Source organism: Citrobacter sp. LUTT5, assembly GCF_009905315.1.
Taxonomy (GTDB): domain Bacteria; phylum Pseudomonadota; class Gammaproteobacteria; order Enterobacterales; family Enterobacteriaceae; genus Citrobacter; species Citrobacter freundii.
In genome coordinates this window covers 3416388-3437088 of the sequence record NZ_CP047606.1, presented here as the reverse complement: position 1 = coordinate 3437088, position 20701 = coordinate 3416388, and the positions used below count along the sequence as shown (strand labels likewise).

Below are 20701 nucleotides of genomic sequence, written 5' to 3'. Positions count from 1 at the left end.
ATCAACCATCAATAAAAACATCGGCCAGTGATTTATGGCAGAGCAAAAGGGACAGTCCCTCAAGTTCCGCCCACACTGACTGACCATAGTCTTGTTTAAGCGTAATTTCCGTACGCGTTAACAGCGTTACCGCCTGACGCAGCTGTGCCGGGTTCAGCCGGTTTAGCGCATCACCCATCATGCCCCGGCGATTTTGCCACACCCGGTGTTTATCAAACAACGTGCGCAAGGGGGTATTCGCCGACTGCCGTTTTAGGTTGACCAGCAACAGCAATTCACGCTGTATAGTACGCAGCAAAATAACCGGCTCACTGCCTTCCAGACGTAGCTGTTGCAGAATGTGCAGCGCGCGTTTGCTTTTGCCCATCAGCAACGCATCCACCCAGTGGAACGGGGTAAAGTGCGCTGCATCGTTAACGGCTTTCTCTACGCGAGGCAGCGTTAGTTTGCCATCAGGCCAAAGCAATGCTAACCGTTCCAGTGCTTGCGCCAGTGCTAACAGGTTACCTTCATAGCAATAGCACAACAGCTGATTGGCTGCGTCATCCAGTTGCAGGTTATTGAGTTTAGCCCTCGTGGCGACCCAACGCGGGAGCTGTGCTTGCTCCGGCGTCTGGCAGCTGACCTGCACCGCATTATTGGCAAGTCCGGTATACCATGCGGCGTTTTCCTGCGCTTTAGTCAGCTTGTTACCACGAACAATCAGCAGCAGGTCGTTATGTAGCAGTGTGACGAGTGAAGCGAGCTGTTCGTTAATGGCGGCATTGGGGCCATTTTCAGGCAGTTGCAGGAGCAGGGTTTGACGGTTGGCAAACAGGCTCATCGCCTGGCAGAGTGAAAAAATCTCTCCCCAGTCGGTGCTGTTGTCCAGAGTGAAGGCATGGTGTTCTTCGAACCCTTGTGTGGCAGCAGCCTGACGGATGGCATCCTGGCTTTCCTGCAATAAGAGGGGATCGTTACCTAAGAGCAAATACGCCGCGCGCAGCCCTTCATTGAGCTGTGCGCGGAGTTGTTCAGGGTACAACTTGAGCATCAGTTACCCAGCGTGGTGGAGACACGCGCCGGAGATGACGCAGGCTCTGCGGCTTTTGTCGCAGCTGGCTTAGCATCATCATCAGCATTGGATGACAGAGTATCAGCCAGATGTACGCTTGGCAGCTTACGAATTAACTGTTCAGCCGCTTTGTCATACATCTCTTTTACGATCATCTCCTGCTCGTTATCCTTCGCCAGTGCAGCCTGTGGGTTGTCAAAGAACGAACGATAAACTTTTGCGCTGATAGGGTAAATATCATGTCCTGGAATCAGCACGGTAGCGCTTACGGACATCACCATCTGGTATTCAGCCGTTTGACCGTTCTGGAATACCGACGCCGTATCCTGCGAAATGCTTACCGCGCCAAGACGTAAAGACGTCACATCTTTACGCATTGTACCGTCTTCAAGCAGCGTCACACCGTTCAGACGCAGCTGGTTACGGACCGCACGGCTTAACGGGCCGTTCGGATCGCCAGAGTTCAGGATCATGGTTTTCATTGAGGGTGGAACCTGCGTAGTACTACGCAGATGCCAGCCACACCCGGCGGTGGCAAGCACCGCCAGAGATAACAACAATGTTGTCAGAAGTCGCACGCTTCCTCCCGCGCTTAGCCAACGACCAGATTGAGGAGTTTACCCGGTACATAAATCACTTTACGTACGGTAACGCCATCAAGATATTTTGCCACCAGATGCTCCTGGCCAGCACGTTCACGAACCTGTTCTTCTGTCGCATTTACCGGAACGGTAATTTTGCCACGGACTTTACCGTTCACCTGAACAACAACCAACGTCGAGTCTTCAACCATTGCGGCTTCGTCAGCTACCGGCCACGGTGCGTTGTCGATATCGCCTTCACCTTTCAGCGCCAGCCACATCGTGAAGCAAACGTGTGGGGTGAACGGGTTCAGCATGCGAACGACGGCCAGTAACGCTTCCTGCATCAGGGCTCTGTCTTGTTCGTCTTCCTGCGGTGCTTTCGCCAGCTTGTTCATCAACTCCATAATCGCCGCAATTGCGGTGTTAAAGGTCTGACGACGACCGATATCATCGGTCACTTTAGCAATGGTTTTGTGCACGTCGCGACGCAGCGCTTTTTGGTCTTCGCTCAACACATCAACGTTCAGTTCAGCTACATCACCTTTGGAGGTATGTTCGTAAACCAGCTTCCAGACACGTTTCAGGAAGCGGTTCGCCCCTTCAACGCCGGATTCTTGCCATTCCAGCGTCATATCAGCCGGAGAAGCGAACATCATGAACAGACGTACGGTGTCGGCGCCGTAACGTTCAACCATAACCTGCGGGTCGATACCGTTATTTTTCGACTTGGACATTTTGCTCATGCCGGTATACACCAGTTCATGGCCTTCTGCGTCCTGAGCTTTGACGATACGACCTTTCTCGTCGCGCTCAACGATGGCATCAACCGGAGAAACCCAGTTACGCTCACCGTTTGCACCAACGTAATAGAACGCATCGGCCAGCACCATACCCTGGCACAGCAGCTGTTTAGCCGGTTCGTCAGAGTTGACCATACCCGCATCGCGCATCAGCTTGTGGAAGAAGCGGAAGTAGAGCAGGTGCATGATGGCGTGTTCAATACCACCAATGTAGATATCAACCGGCAGCCAGTAGTTTGCAGCTTCTGGATCCAGCATCCCTTCGTTGTACTGCGGGCAGGTGTAGCGCGCGTAGTACCAGGAGGATTCCATAAAAGTATCGAAAGTGTCGGTTTCGCGCAGTGCAGGCATGCCGTTAACGGTGGTTTTTGCCCACTCCGGATCGGCTTTGATTGGGCTGGTAATACCATCCATAACCACGTCTTCCGGCAGAATAACCGGCAACTGGTCTTCTGGCGTCGGCAGTACGGTACCGTCTTCCAATGTCACCATCGGAATCGGCGCGCCCCAGTAACGCTGACGGGAAACACCCCAGTCACGCAGACGGTAGTTTACTTTACGCTCACCCACGCCAAGAGCCACCAGCTTGTCAGCAATGGCATTGAAGGCTGCTTCGAAGTCGAGGCCGTCAAACTCACCGGAGTTAAACAGTACCCCTTTTTCGGTCAGAGCTTGTTCGGACAGATCCGGCTCTGCGCCTTCAGCGGTCAGAATTACTGGCTTGATGGTCAGGCCATATTTAGTCGCAAACTCGTAATCGCGTTGATCGTGGCCCGGAACGGCCATGACTGCGCCCGTACCGTATTCCATCAGGACGAAGTTTGCTGCCCAAACTGGGATCTCTTCGCCAGTCAGCGGGTGAACGGCTTTAAAGCCCGTGTCGACGCCTTTCTTCTCCATGGTTGCCATTTCGGCTTCAGCAACCTTGGTGTTGCGGCATTCGTCAATGAAGGCGGCCAGTTCCGGGTTATTTGCAGCGGCTTTCTGCGCCAGCGGGTGACCTGCGGCAACGGCCAGATAGGTCGCACCCATAAAGGTGTCCGGACGGGTTGTGTAAACGGTCAGCGTGTTGTCGTAATCGTTCACATCGAAGGTGATTTCTACGCCTTCAGAACGGCCAATCCAGTTGCGCTGCATCGTTTTCACGGTGTCAGGCCAGTGATCCAGGTTATCCAGGTCACGCAGCAGTTCGTCAGCGTAAGCGGTGATTTTGATGAACCACTGCGGGATCTCTTTACGCTCGACTTTGGTATCACAACGCCAGCAGCATCCGTCGATAACCTGTTCGTTCGCCAGTACGGTCTGGTCATTCGGGCACCAGTTGACCGCAGACGTTTTCTTGTACACCAGGCCTTTTTTGTACAGCTCGGTGAAGAATTTCTGTTCCCAACGGTAATATTCCGGGGTGCAGGTCGCCAGCTCACGGCTCCAGTCGTAACCGAAACCCAGCATTTTGAGCTGGTTTTTCATGTATGCGATGTTGTCGTACGTCCACGGTGCCGGCGCGGTGTTGTTTTTAACCGCAGCACCTTCTGCTGGCAGACCGAACGCATCCCAGCCAATTGGCTGCAGTACGTTTTTGCCCAGCATGCGCTGGTAGCGGGCGATCACGTCACCGATGGTGTAGTTACGTACGTGGCCCATGTGTAGTCGACCAGAAGGATAGGGAAGCATAGACAGGCAGTAATACTTCTCTTTGCTCTCGTCTTCGGTAACTTCAAATGTGCGCTTCTCATCCCAGTGAAGCTGTACTTTGGATTCTATCTCTTCCGGGCGGTATTGCTCTTGCATGGCAGCCAGTGGTCCTGTTTTCAATACAGCTACAAACGTAGCTCTAGATGTGGTGTTTCAGATCCGCATAGCATAGCCCAAACGCCCGCGCCAAAACAGCCTTTCGCGCATTCAACGTTGAATTCCCGCAAGGATAATCCTTGCACGAATTTACACACTCTGTGGACAGTCTTGCAAAGCGTAGCGTAAATAACGTCTATTATTATAGACAGTTAACGACCCAGGAGGCGAAGCGATGAACAAGGTTGCTCAATATTACCGTGAACTGGTAGCTTCACTGAGCGAACGTCTGCGTAATGGCGAACGCGATATCGATGCGTTGGTGGAGCAGGCGCGTCAACGAGTTATGCAGACCGGGGAGTTAACGCGAACCGAGGTGGAAGAGCTCACTCGGGCCGTCAGACGTGACCTGGAAGAGTTTGCTCTGAGCTATGAAGAAAGTCTCGATGAGGAGACAGACAGCGTCTTTATGCGGGTTATCAAGGAGAGTATCTGGCAGGAACTGGCCGATATTACCGATAAAACGCAGCTCGAATGGCGCGAAGTGTTCCAGGACCTCAGTCATCACGGTGTTTATCACAGCGGCGAGGTGGTCGGATTAGGTAATCTGGTCTGCGAGAAGTGCCACTTCCATTTAGCGGTTTACACCCCGGATGTGCTGCCGCTGTGTCCGAAATGCGGACACGATCAGTTTCAGCGCCGACCGTTTGAACCGTAATTGCTTATTGCCGGATGGCGACGCAAAGCGTCTTCTCCGGCCTACAAATTGCACGATTTTGTAGGCCGGATAAGCGTTAGCGCCATCCGGCGTGTATTATGCGTAAAACTTCAGCCGTTCTGCCAGCAAATCGACAAACCCCTGGCGATCAACATCTACCATCACGGTGGCGTTTGGCTTATTGCCGCTCAGGAAGTAGTAGTCCACCACGGTCATTCCCTGGGTATATTTCCCCTGAGTTTCCACGCCAACCCAGCGTTCAACGGTGGTAAACAGTTCAGGTTTCAGCAGCCAGGCAATGGTACATGGGTCATGCAGCGGTGCGCCGATGAATCCCCATTTTTCGTCTTTGTGATATTCAAAGAAGAAATCGAGTAGTTCAGCAACGATCGTTGAAACAGGATTGCCAATAGCGCGGAACCGTTCGGTATCTTCACGATGTATTTGCGCTTTATGCGTCACGTCCAGACCAGCCATCACCACCGGAATACCCGACTGGAATACGATCTCCGCAGCTTCGGGATCCACAAAGATGTTGAACTCGGCGGCGGGTGTCCAGTTTCCGAGGCCCATTGCACCACCCATAATCACGATACGGTCGATTTTGGCGTGCAGCTCAGGATGGCTATTCAGTAGCAATGCCACGTTAGTTTGCGGGCCGGTGGAGACAATCGTCATCGGTTCCGGGCTTTCACGCAGGGTTTTCGCCATCAGTTCCACAGCGGTACAGTCTTGTGGCGCAAAAGTGGGTTCCGGCAGCGCCGGACCATCCAGCCCACTCTCGCCATGGACGTTATCGGCGATAATCAGATCGCGCATCAGTGGTTTCACAGCGCCACCGGCGACGGGAATATCTGTACGCTTGAGCAACGTTAGCATGCGCAATACGTTACGCAGCGTTTTGTCGGGAGTCTGATTCCCGGCTGACGAGGTTATCGCTTTCACATCCAGTTCAGGTGAGGCGAGGGCGAGTACAATTGCGATAGCGTCGTCATGACCTGGATCGCAATCAAACAGGATCGGAAGTGCCATTGTTGCTCCTTGTAAGTGGGACTTTGTGACAAGGTTAACGCTGGGCTGTATGTGTTTCGAGAGGCGAAGGGATAAAGCGTGAGGTGGCGCGCACATGGAGATGCGCGCCAGCAAGATTAGTGCAGGATTTTCGCGAGGAAGTCTTTGGCGCGGTCCGATTTCGGATTAGCGAAGAACTCTTCTTTCGGTGAGTCTTCAACAATTTTCCCTTCATCCATGAAGATCACCCGGTTCGCCACTTTACGCGCAAAGCCCATTTCATGGGTCACCACCATCATGGTCATCCCTTCATTGGCCAGTTCAACCATAACGTCCAGTACTTCGTTGATCATTTCAGGATCAAGCGCCGATGTCGGTTCGTCAAACAGCATGGCAATAGGATCCATACATAGTGCCCGGGCGATAGCGACACGCTGTTGCTGGCCCCCGGAGAGTTGGGCCGGGAACTTCTCGGCATGTGCCGACAGGCCAACGCGTTCCAGTAACTTTTGCGCTTTGTCGCGGGCCGGCTTTTTATCGCGCTTAAGCACTTTTACCTGCGCCAGAGTCAGGTTCTCAATGATCGACAGATGTGGGAACAGTTCAAAGTGCTGGAACACCATACCAACACGAGAGCGCAGTTTGGCCAGATCGGTTTTTTTATCATTCACCACGGTACCATCAACGGTGATGACGCCCTGTTGTACCGGCTCCAACCCGTTCACCGTTTTGATAAGCGTTGATTTACCTGAACCTGACGGGCCGCAGACCACCACCACTTCACCTTTTTTCACTTCCGTGGAGCAGTCGGTCAGCACCTGAAAGTGACCATACCATTTAGAAACATTTTTCAGGGTAATCATTAAACTGTCCTTTTCTTCAAATAGCTGACCAACAACGATGCGCTCAGACTGAATACAAAATAAACGGCGCCAGCAAACAGGATCATTTCAACCTGTGTGCCGTCACGCTCGCCAATGGTGGAGGCGGTACGGAAGAAGTCTGCCAGACTCAATACATAGACCAGCGAGGTATCCTGGAACAGTACGATGCCCTGGGTCAGCAGCAGTGGTACCATCGCGCGGAATGCCTGTGGCAGAATGATCAGCTTCATCGACTGCCAGTGTGTCATCCCCAGCGCCAGCGCGGCGCTGGATTGCCCACGAGAAATACTCTGGATACCGGCACGGATAATCTCGGAATAGTACGCAGCTTCAAACATCGAAAACGCGACCATCGCTGAGATCAGGCGAATATCGGTTTTAGGCGACAGACCCAGTACGTTTTGCAAAAAGCCGGGCACAATCAGGTAGAACCACAGCAGCACCATGACCAGCGGAATAGAACGAAATACGTTGACGTAGCCTTTCGCAAACCAGGCAATCGGCGCGAAGCTGGACAGACGCATTACTGCAAGGATGGTTCCCCAGACAATACCAATGACGACCGCCGTAACGGTGATTTTCAGGGTGATGATCAGCCCGTCCAGCAGATACGGCAGGGAAGGGACGATAGAACTCCAGTCAAATTCGTACATTATTTGCCTCCCAAATTGCCAGGCAGGCGGATTTTGCGTTCGACGAGATTCATCACCAGCATGATGACGGCGTTAATCAGGACGTAGGCCAGCGTGATGGCGGTAAACGACTCCCATGCGTGGGCGGAGTAATCCAATAGTTTTCCCGCCTGCGCCGCCATATCGACCAGGCCGATGGTAGAGGCGATCGCGGAGTTCTTCACCAGGTTCATCATCTCTGAGGTCATTGGCGGAACAATCACGCGGTATGCGTTTGGCAGCAGCACATAGCGGTAGGCCTGCGGCAAAGTCAGCCCCATCGCCAGCGCGGCGTTTTTCTGCCCGCGAGGCAGGGACTGAATCGCGGCGCGAACCTGCTCACAGACGCGCGCGGCGGTAAACAGCCCCAGACAAAGCATGGATGAGAGGAAGAACTGAATGTTGGGATCCAGTTCCGACTTGAACCACATGCCAATGTTTTCCGGCAGCAGTTCAGGAATGACCAGATACCAGGTAAAGAACTGAACGATGAGCGGAACGTTACGAAACAGCTCAACGTATAGCGTGCCGATCCCGGAAAGGAAACGATTTGGGACGGTACGTAAGATGCCGAATAAAGAGCCTATGAGGAAAGCGATAATCCAGGCGGTGATAGATAACGCGACCGTGACCTGGAAACCACTCCAGAGCCAGCCGAGATAGGTGGTGTTGCCGAACGGGGCCTGTTGTAAAAAAATACCCCAGTTCCAGTCTATAGACATAAATCTACTCCAGAAAAAAAAGGGTAGCAGCGCTACCCTCGAAGATTGTTATTCGGCGTTTTGCGGTTTTCAGGCCTGATGGGGAACGACCATCAGGCTTATAGTCTGTCCGTGCCGAGTAGCAATCGAGAGGGAGGGGAAGCCTCCCATTTATTTTAGTTAGTTAAGCGCTTTATCATTCGGTTCTTTGAACAGGGCTTTCATCTCGTCTGACAGTTCGAAATTCATGTTCAGGTTCTTCGGTGGAATTGGATTTTTAAACCACTTATCAAACCATTTCTCTGCTTCGCCTGAGGTCTGCGCCTTGGCGATAGTGTCGTCCATCAGCTTTTTGAACTCAGGATCATCTTTGCGCAGCATGCAGCCGTAGGCTTCCTGAGACTGCGGCTTGCCGACGATCTCCCAGTTGTCTGGTTTCTTCGCCTTCGCGCGTTCACCAGCCAGCAGGGCATCATCCATCATAAAGGCAACGGCGCGACCGCTTTCCAGAGTACGGAAAGAGTCACCATGGTCCTTCGCGCTGATGATGCGCATATCCATTTTTTGTTCTTCGTTCAGCTTGTGCAGCAGCACTTCTGAGGTGGTACCCGAAGTCACGACCACGGCTTTGCCTTTCAGGTCTGCGAAATCTTTAACATCGCCGCCTTTTTTCGCCAGCAGACGGGTGCCGACAACGAAAATAGTGTCAGAGAATGCCGCTTGTTTTTGACGCTCGACGTTGTTGGTGGTGGAGCCACATTCAAAGTCGAAGGTACCGTTTTGCAGCAGCGGGATACGGTTCTGTGAGGTAATCGGGATCAGTTTTACCTGCAGGTCAGGCTTGTTGAGTTTTTTCTTCACGGCTTCAACGATCGCGTTGGAGTAATCCTGTGAATAACCGACCACTTTTTGCTGATTATCGTAGTAAGAAAACGGAACCGATGATTCACGGTGACCGACCACGATCACGCCATTTTTGGCGATCTTATCCAGCGTGCTGCCTGCCGCGGGTGCTGCGTCTTCTGCGTGCGCCAGACCGGCGGACATTCCCATGACCAGCATGGCAGTGGCGAGCTTACGTAATTGCATATCCAACTCCTTTATCGTCTGCGCCAGGGACGCATTGATACCCATTGTGATGTTGTTATTGTTTGCTACTAAAACGTGCAGTCTTGTATGTGTTTGTTAACATTTAGTTTGGATGAATGTAAAGAATTTGCTGTGTTATTGTTTATTTTTGCGAAGTGCGCCGCACCATTTGGGGGCAAAAATATCTTGTTGCACTTTTCAGGTGCTACCGGCGCTCAACTTTGGTGCGACCAGGTTGCACATTCAGCCAAAACAGCGTTTGCCTTGTAGAACAAAGCAATAGACGTGCCAGAATGGGATGTGGGAAATGTTTGTGGGCCGGATAAGCGTAGCGCCATCAGGCAAGATGCTGCACAACGGCCGGATGGCGGCGTACCGCCTTATCCGGCCTGAATTTGATGGGGCACTGTTTTATTTGCGACGTTGGCGCAGGCTCATTACCACCGCACCAAAGCCAAACAGTGCGGTCAGCAGCCAGAGCGGCCAGTTACCGGTCCGGGCATAAGGGGTCAGGCCCGTGGTTGGCGTCACGCTGGTGGTCAGAACCTGACGGGTAAACTGCGGGATCATCGCCTGAATCTCACCCTGAGGACCAATCACCGCCGTAATACCATTGTTGGTGCTACGCAACAGGGGGCGCGCCAGCTCAAGGGAACGCATCCGCGCCATCTGGAAGTGCTGCCACGGGCCAATGGACTTACCAAACCAGGCATCGTTGGAGATAGTCAGCAGGTAGTCCGTATCCGGACGGAAGTTATCCCGAACCTGTTCGCCAAGAATGATTTCGTAGCAAATGGCAGCCGTCAGCTTAAAGCCGTGCGCATGCAGTTGCGGCTGCACATAAGGCCCACGGCTGAACGAAGACATTGGCAGGTCAAAGAACGGCGCTAACGGCCGCAGGATTGATTCCAGCGGGACAAACTCGCCAAACGGTACCAGATGGTTTTTGTTGTAGCGGTTGCTGGAGTCGTAGCTGTATGGACTGTCTTTACCCAGTGTGATGATGGTGTTGTAGGTGTCGTAACGATTCTGCTTGTTCAGACGCGCGTCCACGATACCGGTAATCAGTGTGCTGTTTTTCGATTTCAGCAGGTCATCCATCATGCTCAAAAAACGCTGCTGGTTAATTTCCAGATCCGGAATAGCAGATTCTGGCCAGATGATTAGCTGTGATTTGCCCATCTCGGGTTGGGTGGCGTCGAGATAAATCTTCAGGGTGTTGAGTAACTGACCTTCATCCCATTTAAGCGACTGCGGAATGTCGCCCTGCACCATCGAGACCTGGGTGGTTTTTTCCGGCTCAAGCGTGTACCACTGGATATAGCGCAGTGGAAAAGGCAGAGCAAAGAGCACGAGTGCGGCAACCAGCGGCTTCCAGTTACGTGTCACCAGCGCCAGCGCCAACAGGCCGCTAACCATCATCAGCAGGAAGTTAATCGCCTCAACGCCCATTACCGGCGCCAGCCCCTTTAACGGACCGTCGATCTGGCTATAACCGAACTGCAGCCACGGGAAGCCGGTCAGTACCCAACCGCGCAGGAATTCCGTGATTTGCCAGACTACCGGCGCGGCAATTGCCACCCGTAGCCAGGTGGTTTTCGGCCACAAGCGCGCCAACACGCCGGCAAACAGACCGGTGTAGAGGGAAAGGTATGCGGCAAGCAGAACCACGAGGAAAATGTTAACCGGGCCGGGCATACCGCCAAACTGCGCGATACTGACGTAAACCCAGTTGATGCCTGAGCCAAACAGTCCCAGTCCCCAGAAGTAGCCGATAGCGGCAGACTGGAGCGGACGGCGGTTGAAGGTGAGAGCCTGCAGGCCCATCAGCGAAACAATCGCAGCGGGCCAGATGTCATACGGTGAGAAAGCCAGTGTCCCGCAGGCACCGAATAATAACGCCAGCAGCAGGCGAATGCGCTGGCGTTCAATTAATGGGGCAAATGCCATGTAGTCTTAGATCCAGTTTCGGGTTTATTCGTCCAGTTTTGGCTGGGGTGAGTCGTCCGGAATTCTGACATGAACCTGAATAATACGGCGGCTGTCGGCCATTGCCACTTTAAACTGGTAACCATCAATGTCGATAGTTTCCCCACGCGCGGGCAGATGACCAAAGGCCTGCATGACCAGCCCGCCAATGGTATCGACTTCTTCGTCGCTAAAGTGGGTCCCGAAAGCTTCGTTGAAGTCTTCAATCGATGCCAGCGCGCGAATAGTCCAGGTGTGGCGACTGAGCTGACGGAAATCAATATCGTCTTCTTCGTCGTACTCATCTTCAATTTCACCGACAATCAGTTCAAGGATGTCCTCAATGGTCACCAGACCTGAGACACCGCCAAACTCGTCGATGACGATAGCCATATGATAACGCTGGGAGCGGAACTCTTTCAGCATGCGGTCAACCCGCTTGCTTTCAGGTACGACAACCGCCTGGCGTAACACTTTCTCCATGCTGAAGGCTTCGGCATCGCTGCGCATAAACGGCAGCAAATCTTTGGCCATCAGAATCCCTTCAATGTGATCTTTGTCTTCGCTAATCACCGGGAAACGCGAGTGAGCAGACTCGATAATGACATCGAGACATTCATCCAGGGTCTGGTTGCGTTTCAGGGTAATCATCTGAGAGCGAGGGATCATGATGTCGCGCACGCGTTGGTCCGCAATATCCATTACCCCTTCGAGCATATCGCGCGTATCTTCATCGATAAGGTCGTTTTGCCCGGAATCACGGATCAGCTCCAACAGTTCGTCGCGGTTTTTCGGTTCACCGTGGAAAAGTTGGCTCAGTAACAGGGAAAAAAATCCCTTTTTGCTGTTTAAGGTGTCACTACTGTGTGAATTGTCGTCGCTCATGGCGTCGTATGGGTTCTCATGTTAGTTAATACAAAGCGCGTCATGCGTATACTCAGCTGTTGACGGCATGTTTTGCCTGATGGCGCTATGCTTATCAGGCCTACGAAAGGCATGAATGTAGGCCGGATAAGGCGTAAGCGCCGCCATCCGGCAAGCTACTATTCTGCAATCTTCTCGGCAATGTACGGATCCTCATAGCCCAGAGCAAGCATAATCTCTGTTTCGAGGGATTCCATTTCCTCCGCTTCATCGTCTTCGATATGGTCGTAGCCGAGTAAATGCAAGCTTCCGTGCACCACCATGTGCGCCCAGTGGGCCTCAAGCGGCTTACCTTGTTCCTGCGCTTCTTTCTCGACGACCTGACGGCAGATGATCAAATCACCCAGCAGCGGCATCTCAATGCCCGGCGGGGCTTCAAACGGGAAAGAGAGCACGTTGGTGGATTTATCTTTCCCGCGATAGGTCAGGTTGAGCTCATGGCTTTCCGCGTCATCGACCAGACGAATGGTTACTTCAGACTCTTCCTGAAACTGCGGGATCACCGCATCCAGCCACCCCTGAAACTGACTTTCTGTGGGTAAACCGGATTCGTCTTCACATGCCAGCTGTAAATCGAGAATAACCTGACTCATTTTTGTTCCTGCTCCTGAGCTTCGCGCTTGCGTTCTGCAGCCTGCTCGGCTTTACGTTTCTGTTCTGCTTCTTCCCAGGCTTCATACGCCGTGACGATACGAGCCACCACCGGATGGCGAACCACGTCTTCGCTATGGAAGAAATTAAAACTAATCTCGTCGACCTCAGCCAGCACTTCAATGGCATGACGCAGACCGGACTTGGTGCTACGCGGCAGGTCAATCTGGGTGATATCGCCGGTGATAACCGCTTTGGAGTTAAAGCCGATACGGGTCAGGAACATTTTCATCTGTTCGATGGTGGTGTTCTGGCTCTCATCAAGAATGATGAACGCATCGTTGAGTGTACGTCCGCGCATATAGGCCAGCGGTGCAACTTCAATGACGTTACGTTCAATCAGCTTTTCAACCTTCTCAAAACCGAGCATTTCGAACAGCGCGTCATACAGCGGTCGTAAATAGGGATCGACTTTCTGGCTGAGATCCCCCGGCAGGAATCCCAGTTTTTCGCCCGCTTCCACTGCCGGACGGGTCAGCAGAATACGACGGATCTCCTGACGCTCAAGCGCATCAACCGCAGCGGCAACAGCGAGATACGTTTTACCCGTACCCGCAGGGCCAACGCCGAAGGTGATGTCGTGATCGAGGATATTCGCAATGTACTGTGCCTGGTTCGGCGTACGCGGCTTAATTACCCCGCGCTTGGTTTTGATGTTCACCGCTTTGCCAAATTCAGGCACGCTGTCTGCGCTTTGCTCAAGCACACGCGCTTCTTTGATCGCCAGATGAATTTGTTCAGGCTCGATGTCCTGTGTCTGACCGCGCATTGGGGCGGTATCGACGTACAGACTACGTAAAATATCTGCCGCAGCGGTGACGCAAATTGGGCGGCCGGTCAGTTTAAAGTGGTTATCACGGCGGTTAATTTCGATGCCGAGGCGACGTTCCAGCTGTTTGATGTTGTCATCAAATGGGCCGCAAAGGCTCAACAGGCGGGCGTTGTCTGCGGGTTCAAGGGTGATTTCGCGAGTGTCTATGTTCAAACTGTTCCTCTTATGCATGTCTCGCCGGACGCTGAACATTTACCGGCATCTAAGGAAATTATTCACGCCATGGGGGAAAGGCGCAAGCATTGCAATAAATATGGGGATGCCAGGGAAGATTACAAGGTCTGCCGGGACAGCGAGCCCAGAAGTGTAGGCCCGATAAGTGTAGCGGTATCGGGCCTTTTTTACGTCTTTCAGCAGGATTAAGGCTGATAAATACCAACACCCAGATCGTTTTCTTTGCGGGTACGCGCAATGACCGATTCAGGGGATTCTGCGATGCGCAGGCCCATTTCGTCTTCGGTACGCACCACTTTGCCGCGCAGGGAGTTCGTCCAGACATCGGTAATTTCAACATCCACAAACTTACCGACCATATCCGGGGTACCTTCAAAGTTCACCACGCGGTTATTTTCGGTACGCCCTGACAGTTCCATAATGCTCTTACGCGATGTGCCTTCAACCAGGATGCGCTGGGTCGTACCAACCATACGACGGCTCCAGGCCATAGCTTGCTGGTTAATACGCTCCTGTAGAATGTACAGACGCTGTTTCTTCTCTTCTTCTGGTACGTCATCAACCATATCGGCGGCAGGGGTGCCAGGACGCGCAGAGAAGATAAAGCTGTAGCTCATGTCAAAATTGACGTCAGCGATCAGCTTCATGGTCTGCTCGAAATCCTGCGTGGTTTCACCTGGGAAGCCAACGATGAAGTCGGAGCTAATCTGGATATCCGGACGCGCAGCGCGCAGTTTGCGGATGATCGCTTTGTATTCCAGCGCCGTGTGGGTACGTCCCATCAGGTTCAGTACGCGGTCTGAGCCGCTCTGTACCGGCAGGTGCAGGAAGCTCACCAGCTCTGGCGTATCGCGATAAACTTCAACGATATCATCGGTGAATTCGATCGGATGGCTGGTGGTGAAGCGGATACGATCAATGCCGTCGATTGCTGCTACCAGACGCAGCAGATCGGCAAAGGATCCGATCATGCCGTCGTAGTTTTCACCACGCCAGGCGTTCACGTTTTGCCCCAGCAGGTTCACTTCACGCACGCCTTGGGCTGCCAGCTGGGCGATTTCAAACAGAATATCATCCGCCGGACGGCTGACTTCCTCACCGCGGGTGTAGGGAACCACGCAGTAAGTACAATATTTATTACAACCTTCCATGATGGACACAAACGCGCTTGGACCTTCAGCACGCGGTTCCGGCAGGCGGTCGAACTTTTCGATCTCCGGGAAACTGATATCAACCACCGGGCTACGGGTCGTGCTTCCACGCACTTTGTTGATCATTTCCGGCAGGCGATGCAGCGTTTGCGGCCCAAAAATAATATCGACGTAATGCGCGCGCTGGCGAATATGATCGCCTTCCTGAGACGCAACACAGCCACCAACCCCAATGATGAGCTTGGGATTTTTCTCTTTTAACAGTTTCCAGCGGCCCAGTTGATGGAACACTTTTTCCTGAGCCTTCTCACGGATTGAGCAGGTATTCAGCAGCAGCACATCCGCTTCTTCCGCCACGTCAGTCAGTTGATACCCATGAGTGGCATCCAGCAGATCGGCCATCTTCGATGAATCGTATTCGTTCATCTGACAGCCCCAGGTTTTAATATGGAGTTTTTTGGTCATCGACTTGCTCTTGCGAAATTGTGGCTGAAATGCAGGGCGCATAGTGTACTGCTTTGGCGCGGTTGTGACCAGTATGACGGATGTCAGCCTCAAGGGGTAAAAAATCCTGTAAACTTACACAATACATGTAACTGGAAAATTGACCATGACAAATCAACCAACGGAAATTGCCATTGTCGGCGGGGGGATGGTCGGCGGCGCGCTGGCGCTGGGACTGGCGCAGCATGGATTTTCGGTAACGGTGATTGAACATGCCGCTCCTGCTCCGTTTGTTGCTGGCGGACAGCCTGATGTCAGAATTTCGGCCATTAGCTCCGCCTCCGTATCGTTGCTGAAAGGGCTGGGCGTCTGGGATACGGTTCAGGGAATGCGTAGCCATCCTTACCGTCGTCTGGAAACGTGGGAATGGGGAAATGCCCATGTGATGTTTGATGCCGCCGAGCTTAAGCTGCCTCTGTTGGGCTATATGGTGGAGAACACGGTCCTGCAACAGGCGCTCTGGCAGGCGCTGGAAGTTCACCCTAAAGTTACGCTGCGCGTGCCGGCGTCGCTTCTCTCTTTGCATCAACATCACGATCGGCATGAATTTGAACTGGCAGACGGTGAAAAAATCAGCGCGAAGCTGGTTATCGGCGCGGATGGTGCAAATTCTCAGGTGCGGAAAATGGCCGGGATTGGCATTCATGCCTGGCAGTATGCGCAGTCCTGTATGTTGATTACCGTGCAATGCGAGCATTCGCCGGGAGACAGCACCTGGCAGCAATTTACCCCTGACGGTCCGCGCGCGTTTTTACCGTTGTTCGATAACTGGGCCTCGCTGGTGTGGTACGACTCACCAGCTCGCATCCGCCAATTGCAAGCGCTAAATATGCCGCAACTGCAGGCGGAGATCGCTAAACATTTCCCTTCAAGACTCGGTAACGTTACGCCTGTGGCGGCGGGGGCATTCCCACTTACGCGTCGTCATGCGCTGCAATATGTGCAACCGGGGCTGGCGCTGGTAGGTGATGCCGCGCATACCATTCACCCACTGGCGGGGCAGGGCGTTAATCTGGGTTTTCGTGATGTCGATGCGTTGATTGATGTGCTGGTGAATGCGCGCAGCTACGGTGAATCCTGGGCCAGTCAGCCGGTGCTCAAGCGTTATCAGAATCGCCGTATGACTGACAATTTCGTCATGCAAAGCGGTATGGATCTGTTCTATGCCGGATTCAGCAATAACCTGCAGCCGCTGCGTATCATGCGTAATCTCGGGCTCATGGCCGCAGAGCGCGCTGGCGTACTGAAACGTCAGGCACTGAAGTATGCGTTAGGGTTGTAGCTCGAGTGGTGCCTGATGGCGCTACGCTTATCAGGCCTACAAGTCATGTAGGCTTGGTAAGTCTTGCCATCACCCGACGTTAGAAAAGCAAAAAGCTCGCCGAAGCGAGCTTTTTTAATATGGCTGGGGTACGAGGATTCGAACCTCGGAATGCTGGTATCAGAAACCAGAGCCTTACCGCTTGGCGATACCCCAACGGGTGCACCCACAAAGTGGACGACTTTTTGAAATTGGCTGGGGTACGAGGATTCGAACCTCGGAATGCTGGTATCAGAAACCAGAGCCTTACCGCTTGGCGATACCCCAACAATTTTTTGGATTTACCGAACGAGTCGATACGTCCTTAATATGGTGGCTACGACGGGATTCGAACCTGTGACCCCATCATTATGAGTGATGTGCTCTAACCAGCTGAGCTACGTAGCCAGATACTATCATATTCTTCGATGGCTGGGGTACCTGGATTCGAACCAGGGAATGCCGGTATCAAAAACCGGTGCCTTACCGCTTGGCGATACCCCAATGACCGTTGCGGTGAACCGCTATATCGAAGAAAAAATGGCTGGGGTACCTGGATTCGAACCAGGGAATGCCGGTATCAAAAACCGGTGCCTTACCGCTTGGCGATACCCCATCCGTGCAACGCTTACGGGTGAATGGTGCGGGAGGCGAGACTTGAACTCGCACACCTTGCGGCGCCAGAACCTAAATCTGGTGCGTCTACCAATTTCGCCACTCCCGCAAAAAAAGATGGTGGCTACGACGGGATTCGAACCTGTGACCCCATCATTATGAGTGATGTGCTCTAACCAGCTGAGCTACGTAGCCATCTTTTTTTTCGCGTAACCTTATCGGCGTTGCGGGGCGCATTATGCGTATTGAGCCTTGAAGCGTCAACCCCTTTTTCATTGAAAATAGCTGGAATGTGACTGTTTGGTTAGGTTGCGAACAGCATGACGCAATATTCGGCAATTATTAGTTATTAATTGTTTTTTTGCACAGAAAACAGACATAAAAAAAGAGCCCCGCAGGGCCCTTTTCTCAGGATTAACTTATTTATAAGCGGACTGGTGTACGCCAACCGCACGACCAGACGGATCGTTCATGGTTTTAAACGCTTCATCCCATTCGATCGCTTTAGCGGAAGAACAGGCTACAGACGGCCCGCCAGGTACGCATTCCGCAGCGCTCGCAACCGGGAACAACTCTTCGAAAATCTCACGGTACAAATACGCTTCTTTAGATGATGGCGTGTTGTATGGGAAACGGAAGCTGGCGGTTTCCAGTTGTTGGTCAGAAACTTGTTCAGCAGCGACTTCTTTCAGTGTATCAATCCAGCTGTAACCAACACCGTCAGAGAACTGCTCTTTCTGACGCCATGCGACGCTTGCCGGCAGGTAGGACTCAAAACATTCGCGCAGAACGTGTTTTTCCATTTTGCCGTTGCCGCACATTTTGTCCTGCGGGTTGATGCGCATCGCCACATCAAGGAATTTCTTATCCAGAAACGGCACGCGTGCCTCCACGCCCCAGGCTGACATCGCTTTGTTGGCACGGGCGCAGTCGAACATATGCAGTGCCTGCAGCTTGCGCACGGTTTCTTCGTGCAGTTCTTTTGCATCTGGTGCTTTGTGGAAATAGAGATAACCGCCAAATACTTCGTCCGAACCTTCGCCCGACAGCACCATTTTAATGCCCATCGCTTTAATTTTACGCGACATTAAGTACATTGGCGTCGAGGCGCGAATCGTCGTGACATCGTAAGTTTCGATGTGATAAATCACGTCGCGGATAGCATCCAGACCTTCCTGCACGGTGAAGTGGATCTCGTGGTGCACGGTACCCAAATGGTTTGCCACCTCTTGTGCAGCTTTCAGATCAGGAGCGCCTTCCAGGCCGACGGCGAAGGAGTGCAGCTGTGGCCACCAGGCTTCGCTACGTTCCTGATCTTCAACACGGCGTGCCGCGTATTTTTTAGTGATCGCGGAAATGACGGATGAATCCAGACCGCCGGACAGCAGTACTCCATAAGGAACATCTGACATCAGGTGGCTTTTCACCGCATCTTCCAGCGCCTGGCGCAGCTCGTTTTTATCGGTAACGTTGTCTTTGACTGCATCGTATTCAAACCAGTCGCGCTGGTAGTACTGACGAATTTCGCCGTCTTTACTCCATAAATAACTACCGGCCGGGAATTCTTTGATTGTGCGGCAGACAGGAACCAGCGCTTTCATTTCAGACGCAACATAGAAGTTACCGTGTTCGTCGTAACCCATATACAGCGGGATGATCCCAATATGATCGCGACCGATCAGATAAGCGTCCTGCTCGCTGTCGTACAGGGCAAAAGCAAACATGCCTTGCAGATCATCCAGAAACTCTGGGCCTTTTTCCTGATACAGCGCGAGGATAACTTCGCAGTCGGAACCGGTCTGGAACTGATAGCGATCGCCGTACTCAGCGCGCAGCGCCTGGTGGTTATAAATTTCACCGTTAACCGCCAGGATATGCGTTTTCTTCACGTTGTACAGCGGCTGAGCACCGGCGTTGACGTCGACGATGGACAGACGTTCGTGTGCCAGAATGGCGTTATCACTGGCGTAAATACCCGACCAGTCCGGGCCGCGATGGCGCATCAGACGAGACAATTCCAGGGCTTTTTTACGCAGTTCAACTGCGTCAGTTTTAATATCGAATACGCCAAAAATAGAACACATAACCTTCTCCGTTAACCTGTTGCGTGATGCTTTTTATGTTTGCTTGATAAAGAAAATGCCGCAAAGCGGGAGAGGGCGCAAGCGAATTGCGGGTCAGAAAATAAAAAATGCAATGGTCATTGTGGATTGGTGAAAAAAGATTACAGAATAGACGTGTTTATTGATGAATCGACAGTTTTATGGCGGTTTTATTGAATGGAGAGACTTCGTGGGGCGGATAAGGCGATGACGCCGCCATCCGGCAATAACGCTGCATAATTGCCGAATAAGACGAACTTATGTCTTATCCGGCCTGCGAATCAAATCACATCAATTTCAGCAACAGACGGGTAAATCCAGCTTGGTCTGAACGGCATGTTGTCAATATCATCGAGCTTGGATACGCCAGACAGTACCAGGATAGTTTCCAGACCCGCCTGAAAACCTGCCAAAATATCGGTGCGCAGGTTGTCGCCAACAATGACGGTTTCTTCTGAGTGCGCCTGCATTTTGTTGAGCGCCGCGCGAATAATCCACGGACTGGGTTTGCCGACATAAAATGGTTTACGACCTGAGATCTTCTCAATACCGGCACAGAGTGCTCCACAGGCGGGATAAAAGCCGCGACCGTGGGTATCCGGGTTAGTGGCGATAAAACGAGCGCCGTTGGCGACAAAATACGCCGCTTTATGCATCATGTCCCAGTTATAGGAACGCGTCTCGCCAACAATCACAAAATCGGGGTTCACGTCGGTAATGGTAAATCCAGCTTTATACAGTTCGTGAATTAACGCGCCTTCACCAACCACATAGGCCTTTTTTCCTTCCTGGCGACGAAGAAAATCAGCGGTAGCCATCGCGGAAGTATAAAAGACGCTATCAGGGACATTCACACCTGCGGTGGCGAAGCGGTTTGCCAGATCTTGCCCGGTCTGCGAAGGGTAGTTAGTCAGCAGGACTAACGGCAGACCTTTTTCCAGGATCCCAGTCAGAAATTCTGCCGCACCCGGTACAGCAACATTGTCGTGCATCAGCACGCCGTCGATATCACAAATTACATTCTTAATGGCCATGGACAATCCGACATTAAAAAAAGAAGGCATTACTATACACAAAATACACTACATCATTCGAGTCGCATCAAGGCGGCAAGTCTGCGAACCTCCGGAGCTTACTGAAGTAAGTGACCGGGGTGAGCAGATGCAGCTTGAAGGAT

17 protein-coding genes and 7 tRNA genes are annotated in these 20701 nt (G+C 52.5%); 2 read left to right on the top strand and 22 right to left on the bottom strand.

Annotation, left to right across the window (positions count from 1 at the left end; all coding sequences use genetic code 11):
* Nucleotide 1: 1 nt before the first annotated feature.
* The 3 genes from holA to leuS are packed head-to-tail and all read right to left on the bottom strand — an operon-like array spanning nucleotide 2 to nucleotide 4229.
* Nucleotides 2-1033, bottom strand: coding sequence for a DNA polymerase III subunit delta (holA, locus tag GUC46_RS16665; protein ID WP_032948807.1), 1032 nt, complete (start codon nucleotides 1031-1033; stop codon nucleotides 2-4).
* Nucleotides 1033-1632: an LPS assembly lipoprotein LptE gene (gene lptE, locus GUC46_RS16660; protein ID WP_003847392.1), complete on the bottom strand. Its 600-nt coding sequence runs from the start codon at nucleotides 1630-1632 to the stop codon at nucleotides 1033-1035. Before lptE ends, holA begins: the two co-directional genes overlap by 1 nt.
* A gap of 14 nt (nucleotides 1633-1646) precedes the next feature.
* The gene (gene leuS, locus GUC46_RS16655; RefSeq protein ID WP_160180509.1) at nucleotides 1647-4229 is read right to left on the bottom strand and encodes a leucine--tRNA ligase; all 2583 of its coding nucleotides are present in this window, start codon (nucleotides 4227-4229) and stop codon (nucleotides 1647-1649) included.
* Nucleotides 4230-4464: 235 nt separating this feature from the next.
* Between leuS and GUC46_RS16650 the strand changes: the two genes are divergently transcribed.
* On the top strand, nucleotides 4465-4947 hold the full coding sequence (locus GUC46_RS16650; RefSeq protein WP_003022748.1) for a zinc ribbon-containing protein: 483 nt from the start codon (nucleotides 4465-4467) through the stop codon (nucleotides 4945-4947).
* Between the two features lie 96 nt (nucleotides 4948-5043).
* On the opposite strand, the gene rihA is transcribed toward GUC46_RS16650, so the two are convergent.
* The 10 genes from rihA to miaB all read right to left on the bottom strand — a co-directional run bounded on the left by rihA (nucleotide 5044) and on the right by miaB (nucleotide 15468).
* A complete protein-coding gene (gene rihA, locus GUC46_RS16645; protein ID WP_003847389.1) occupies nucleotides 5044-5979 on the bottom strand; it encodes a pyrimidine-specific ribonucleoside hydrolase RihA in 936 nt (311 codons plus the stop codon).
* Nucleotides 5980-6095: 116 nt separating this feature from the next.
* The gene (gltL, locus tag GUC46_RS16640; protein WP_003022754.1) at nucleotides 6096-6821 is read right to left on the bottom strand and encodes a glutamate/aspartate ABC transporter ATP-binding protein GltL; all 726 of its coding nucleotides are present in this window, start codon (nucleotides 6819-6821) and stop codon (nucleotides 6096-6098) included.
* Entirely contained in the window at nucleotides 6821-7495 is a 675-nt protein-coding gene (gene gltK, locus GUC46_RS16635) for a glutamate/aspartate ABC transporter permease GltK (RefSeq protein ID WP_003022757.1), read from the bottom strand. Before gltK ends, gltL begins: the two co-directional genes overlap by 1 nt.
* Nucleotides 7495-8235 (bottom strand): glutamate/aspartate ABC transporter permease GltJ, encoded by a 741-nt coding sequence (gene gltJ / locus GUC46_RS16630; protein WP_003022759.1) that lies wholly within the window; start codon nucleotides 8233-8235, stop codon nucleotides 7495-7497. Before gltJ ends, gltK begins: the two co-directional genes overlap by 1 nt.
* A gap of 159 nt (nucleotides 8236-8394) precedes the next feature.
* Nucleotides 8395-9303 (bottom strand): glutamate/aspartate ABC transporter substrate-binding protein GltI, encoded by a 909-nt coding sequence (gene gltI / locus GUC46_RS16625; protein ID WP_003022762.1) that lies wholly within the window; start codon nucleotides 9301-9303, stop codon nucleotides 8395-8397.
* A 411-nt stretch (nucleotides 9304-9714) separates the two neighbouring features.
* A complete protein-coding gene (gene lnt, locus GUC46_RS16620; protein WP_003847385.1) occupies nucleotides 9715-11253 on the bottom strand; it encodes an apolipoprotein N-acyltransferase in 1539 nt (512 codons plus the stop codon).
* 24 nt (nucleotides 11254-11277) lie between these two features.
* Entirely contained in the window at nucleotides 11278-12156 is an 879-nt protein-coding gene (gene corC, locus GUC46_RS16615; protein WP_003847383.1) for a CNNM family magnesium/cobalt transport protein CorC, read from the bottom strand.
* A gap of 158 nt (nucleotides 12157-12314) precedes the next feature.
* Nucleotides 12315-12788, bottom strand: a complete 474-nt coding sequence (gene ybeY, locus GUC46_RS16610) for an rRNA maturation RNase YbeY (RefSeq protein ID WP_003022773.1) — start codon at nucleotides 12786-12788, stop codon at nucleotides 12315-12317.
* Entirely contained in the window at nucleotides 12785-13831 is a 1047-nt protein-coding gene (locus GUC46_RS16605; protein WP_003022776.1) for a PhoH family protein, read from the bottom strand. Before GUC46_RS16605 ends, ybeY begins: the two co-directional genes overlap by 4 nt.
* Nucleotides 13832-14037: 206 nt before the next feature.
* A complete protein-coding gene (miaB, locus tag GUC46_RS16600) occupies nucleotides 14038-15468 on the bottom strand; it encodes a tRNA (N6-isopentenyl adenosine(37)-C2)-methylthiotransferase MiaB (RefSeq protein ID WP_130714881.1) in 1431 nt (476 codons plus the stop codon).
* Between the two features lie 145 nt (nucleotides 15469-15613).
* On the opposite strand from miaB, the gene ubiF reads away from it, so the two are divergent.
* Nucleotides 15614-16789 (top strand): 3-demethoxyubiquinol 3-hydroxylase, encoded by a 1176-nt coding sequence (ubiF, locus tag GUC46_RS16595; protein ID WP_160180507.1) that lies wholly within the window; start codon nucleotides 15614-15616, stop codon nucleotides 16787-16789.
* A gap of 120 nt (nucleotides 16790-16909) precedes the next feature.
* Here the strand turns inward: ubiF and GUC46_RS16590 are convergent.
* The 9 genes from GUC46_RS16590 to nagD all read right to left on the bottom strand — a co-directional run bounded on the left by GUC46_RS16590 (nucleotide 16910) and on the right by nagD (nucleotide 20558).
* Nucleotides 16910-16984, bottom strand: a tRNA-Gln gene (locus tag GUC46_RS16590).
* A gap of 36 nt (nucleotides 16985-17020) precedes the next feature.
* Nucleotides 17021-17095 (bottom strand) — tRNA-Gln (locus GUC46_RS16585).
* 43 nt (nucleotides 17096-17138) lie between these two features.
* A tRNA-Met gene (locus tag GUC46_RS16580) sits at nucleotides 17139-17215 on the bottom strand.
* Between the two features lie 21 nt (nucleotides 17216-17236).
* Nucleotides 17237-17311: transfer RNA gene (locus GUC46_RS16575), tRNA-Gln, on the bottom strand.
* Nucleotides 17312-17348: 37 nt separating this feature from the next.
* A tRNA-Gln gene (locus GUC46_RS16570) sits at nucleotides 17349-17423 on the bottom strand.
* Between the two features lie 23 nt (nucleotides 17424-17446).
* A tRNA-Leu gene (locus GUC46_RS16565) sits at nucleotides 17447-17531 on the bottom strand.
* 9 nt (nucleotides 17532-17540) lie between these two features.
* Nucleotides 17541-17617 (bottom strand) — tRNA-Met (locus GUC46_RS16560).
* A gap of 224 nt (nucleotides 17618-17841) precedes the next feature.
* On the bottom strand, nucleotides 17842-19506 hold the full coding sequence (asnB, locus tag GUC46_RS16555; protein ID WP_003835552.1) for an asparagine synthase B: 1665 nt from the start codon (nucleotides 19504-19506) through the stop codon (nucleotides 17842-17844).
* Between the two features lie 299 nt (nucleotides 19507-19805).
* Nucleotides 19806-20558, bottom strand: coding sequence for a ribonucleotide monophosphatase NagD (nagD, locus tag GUC46_RS16550; protein WP_003022792.1), 753 nt, complete (start codon nucleotides 20556-20558; stop codon nucleotides 19806-19808).
* Nucleotides 20559-20701: the final 143 nt, after the last annotated feature.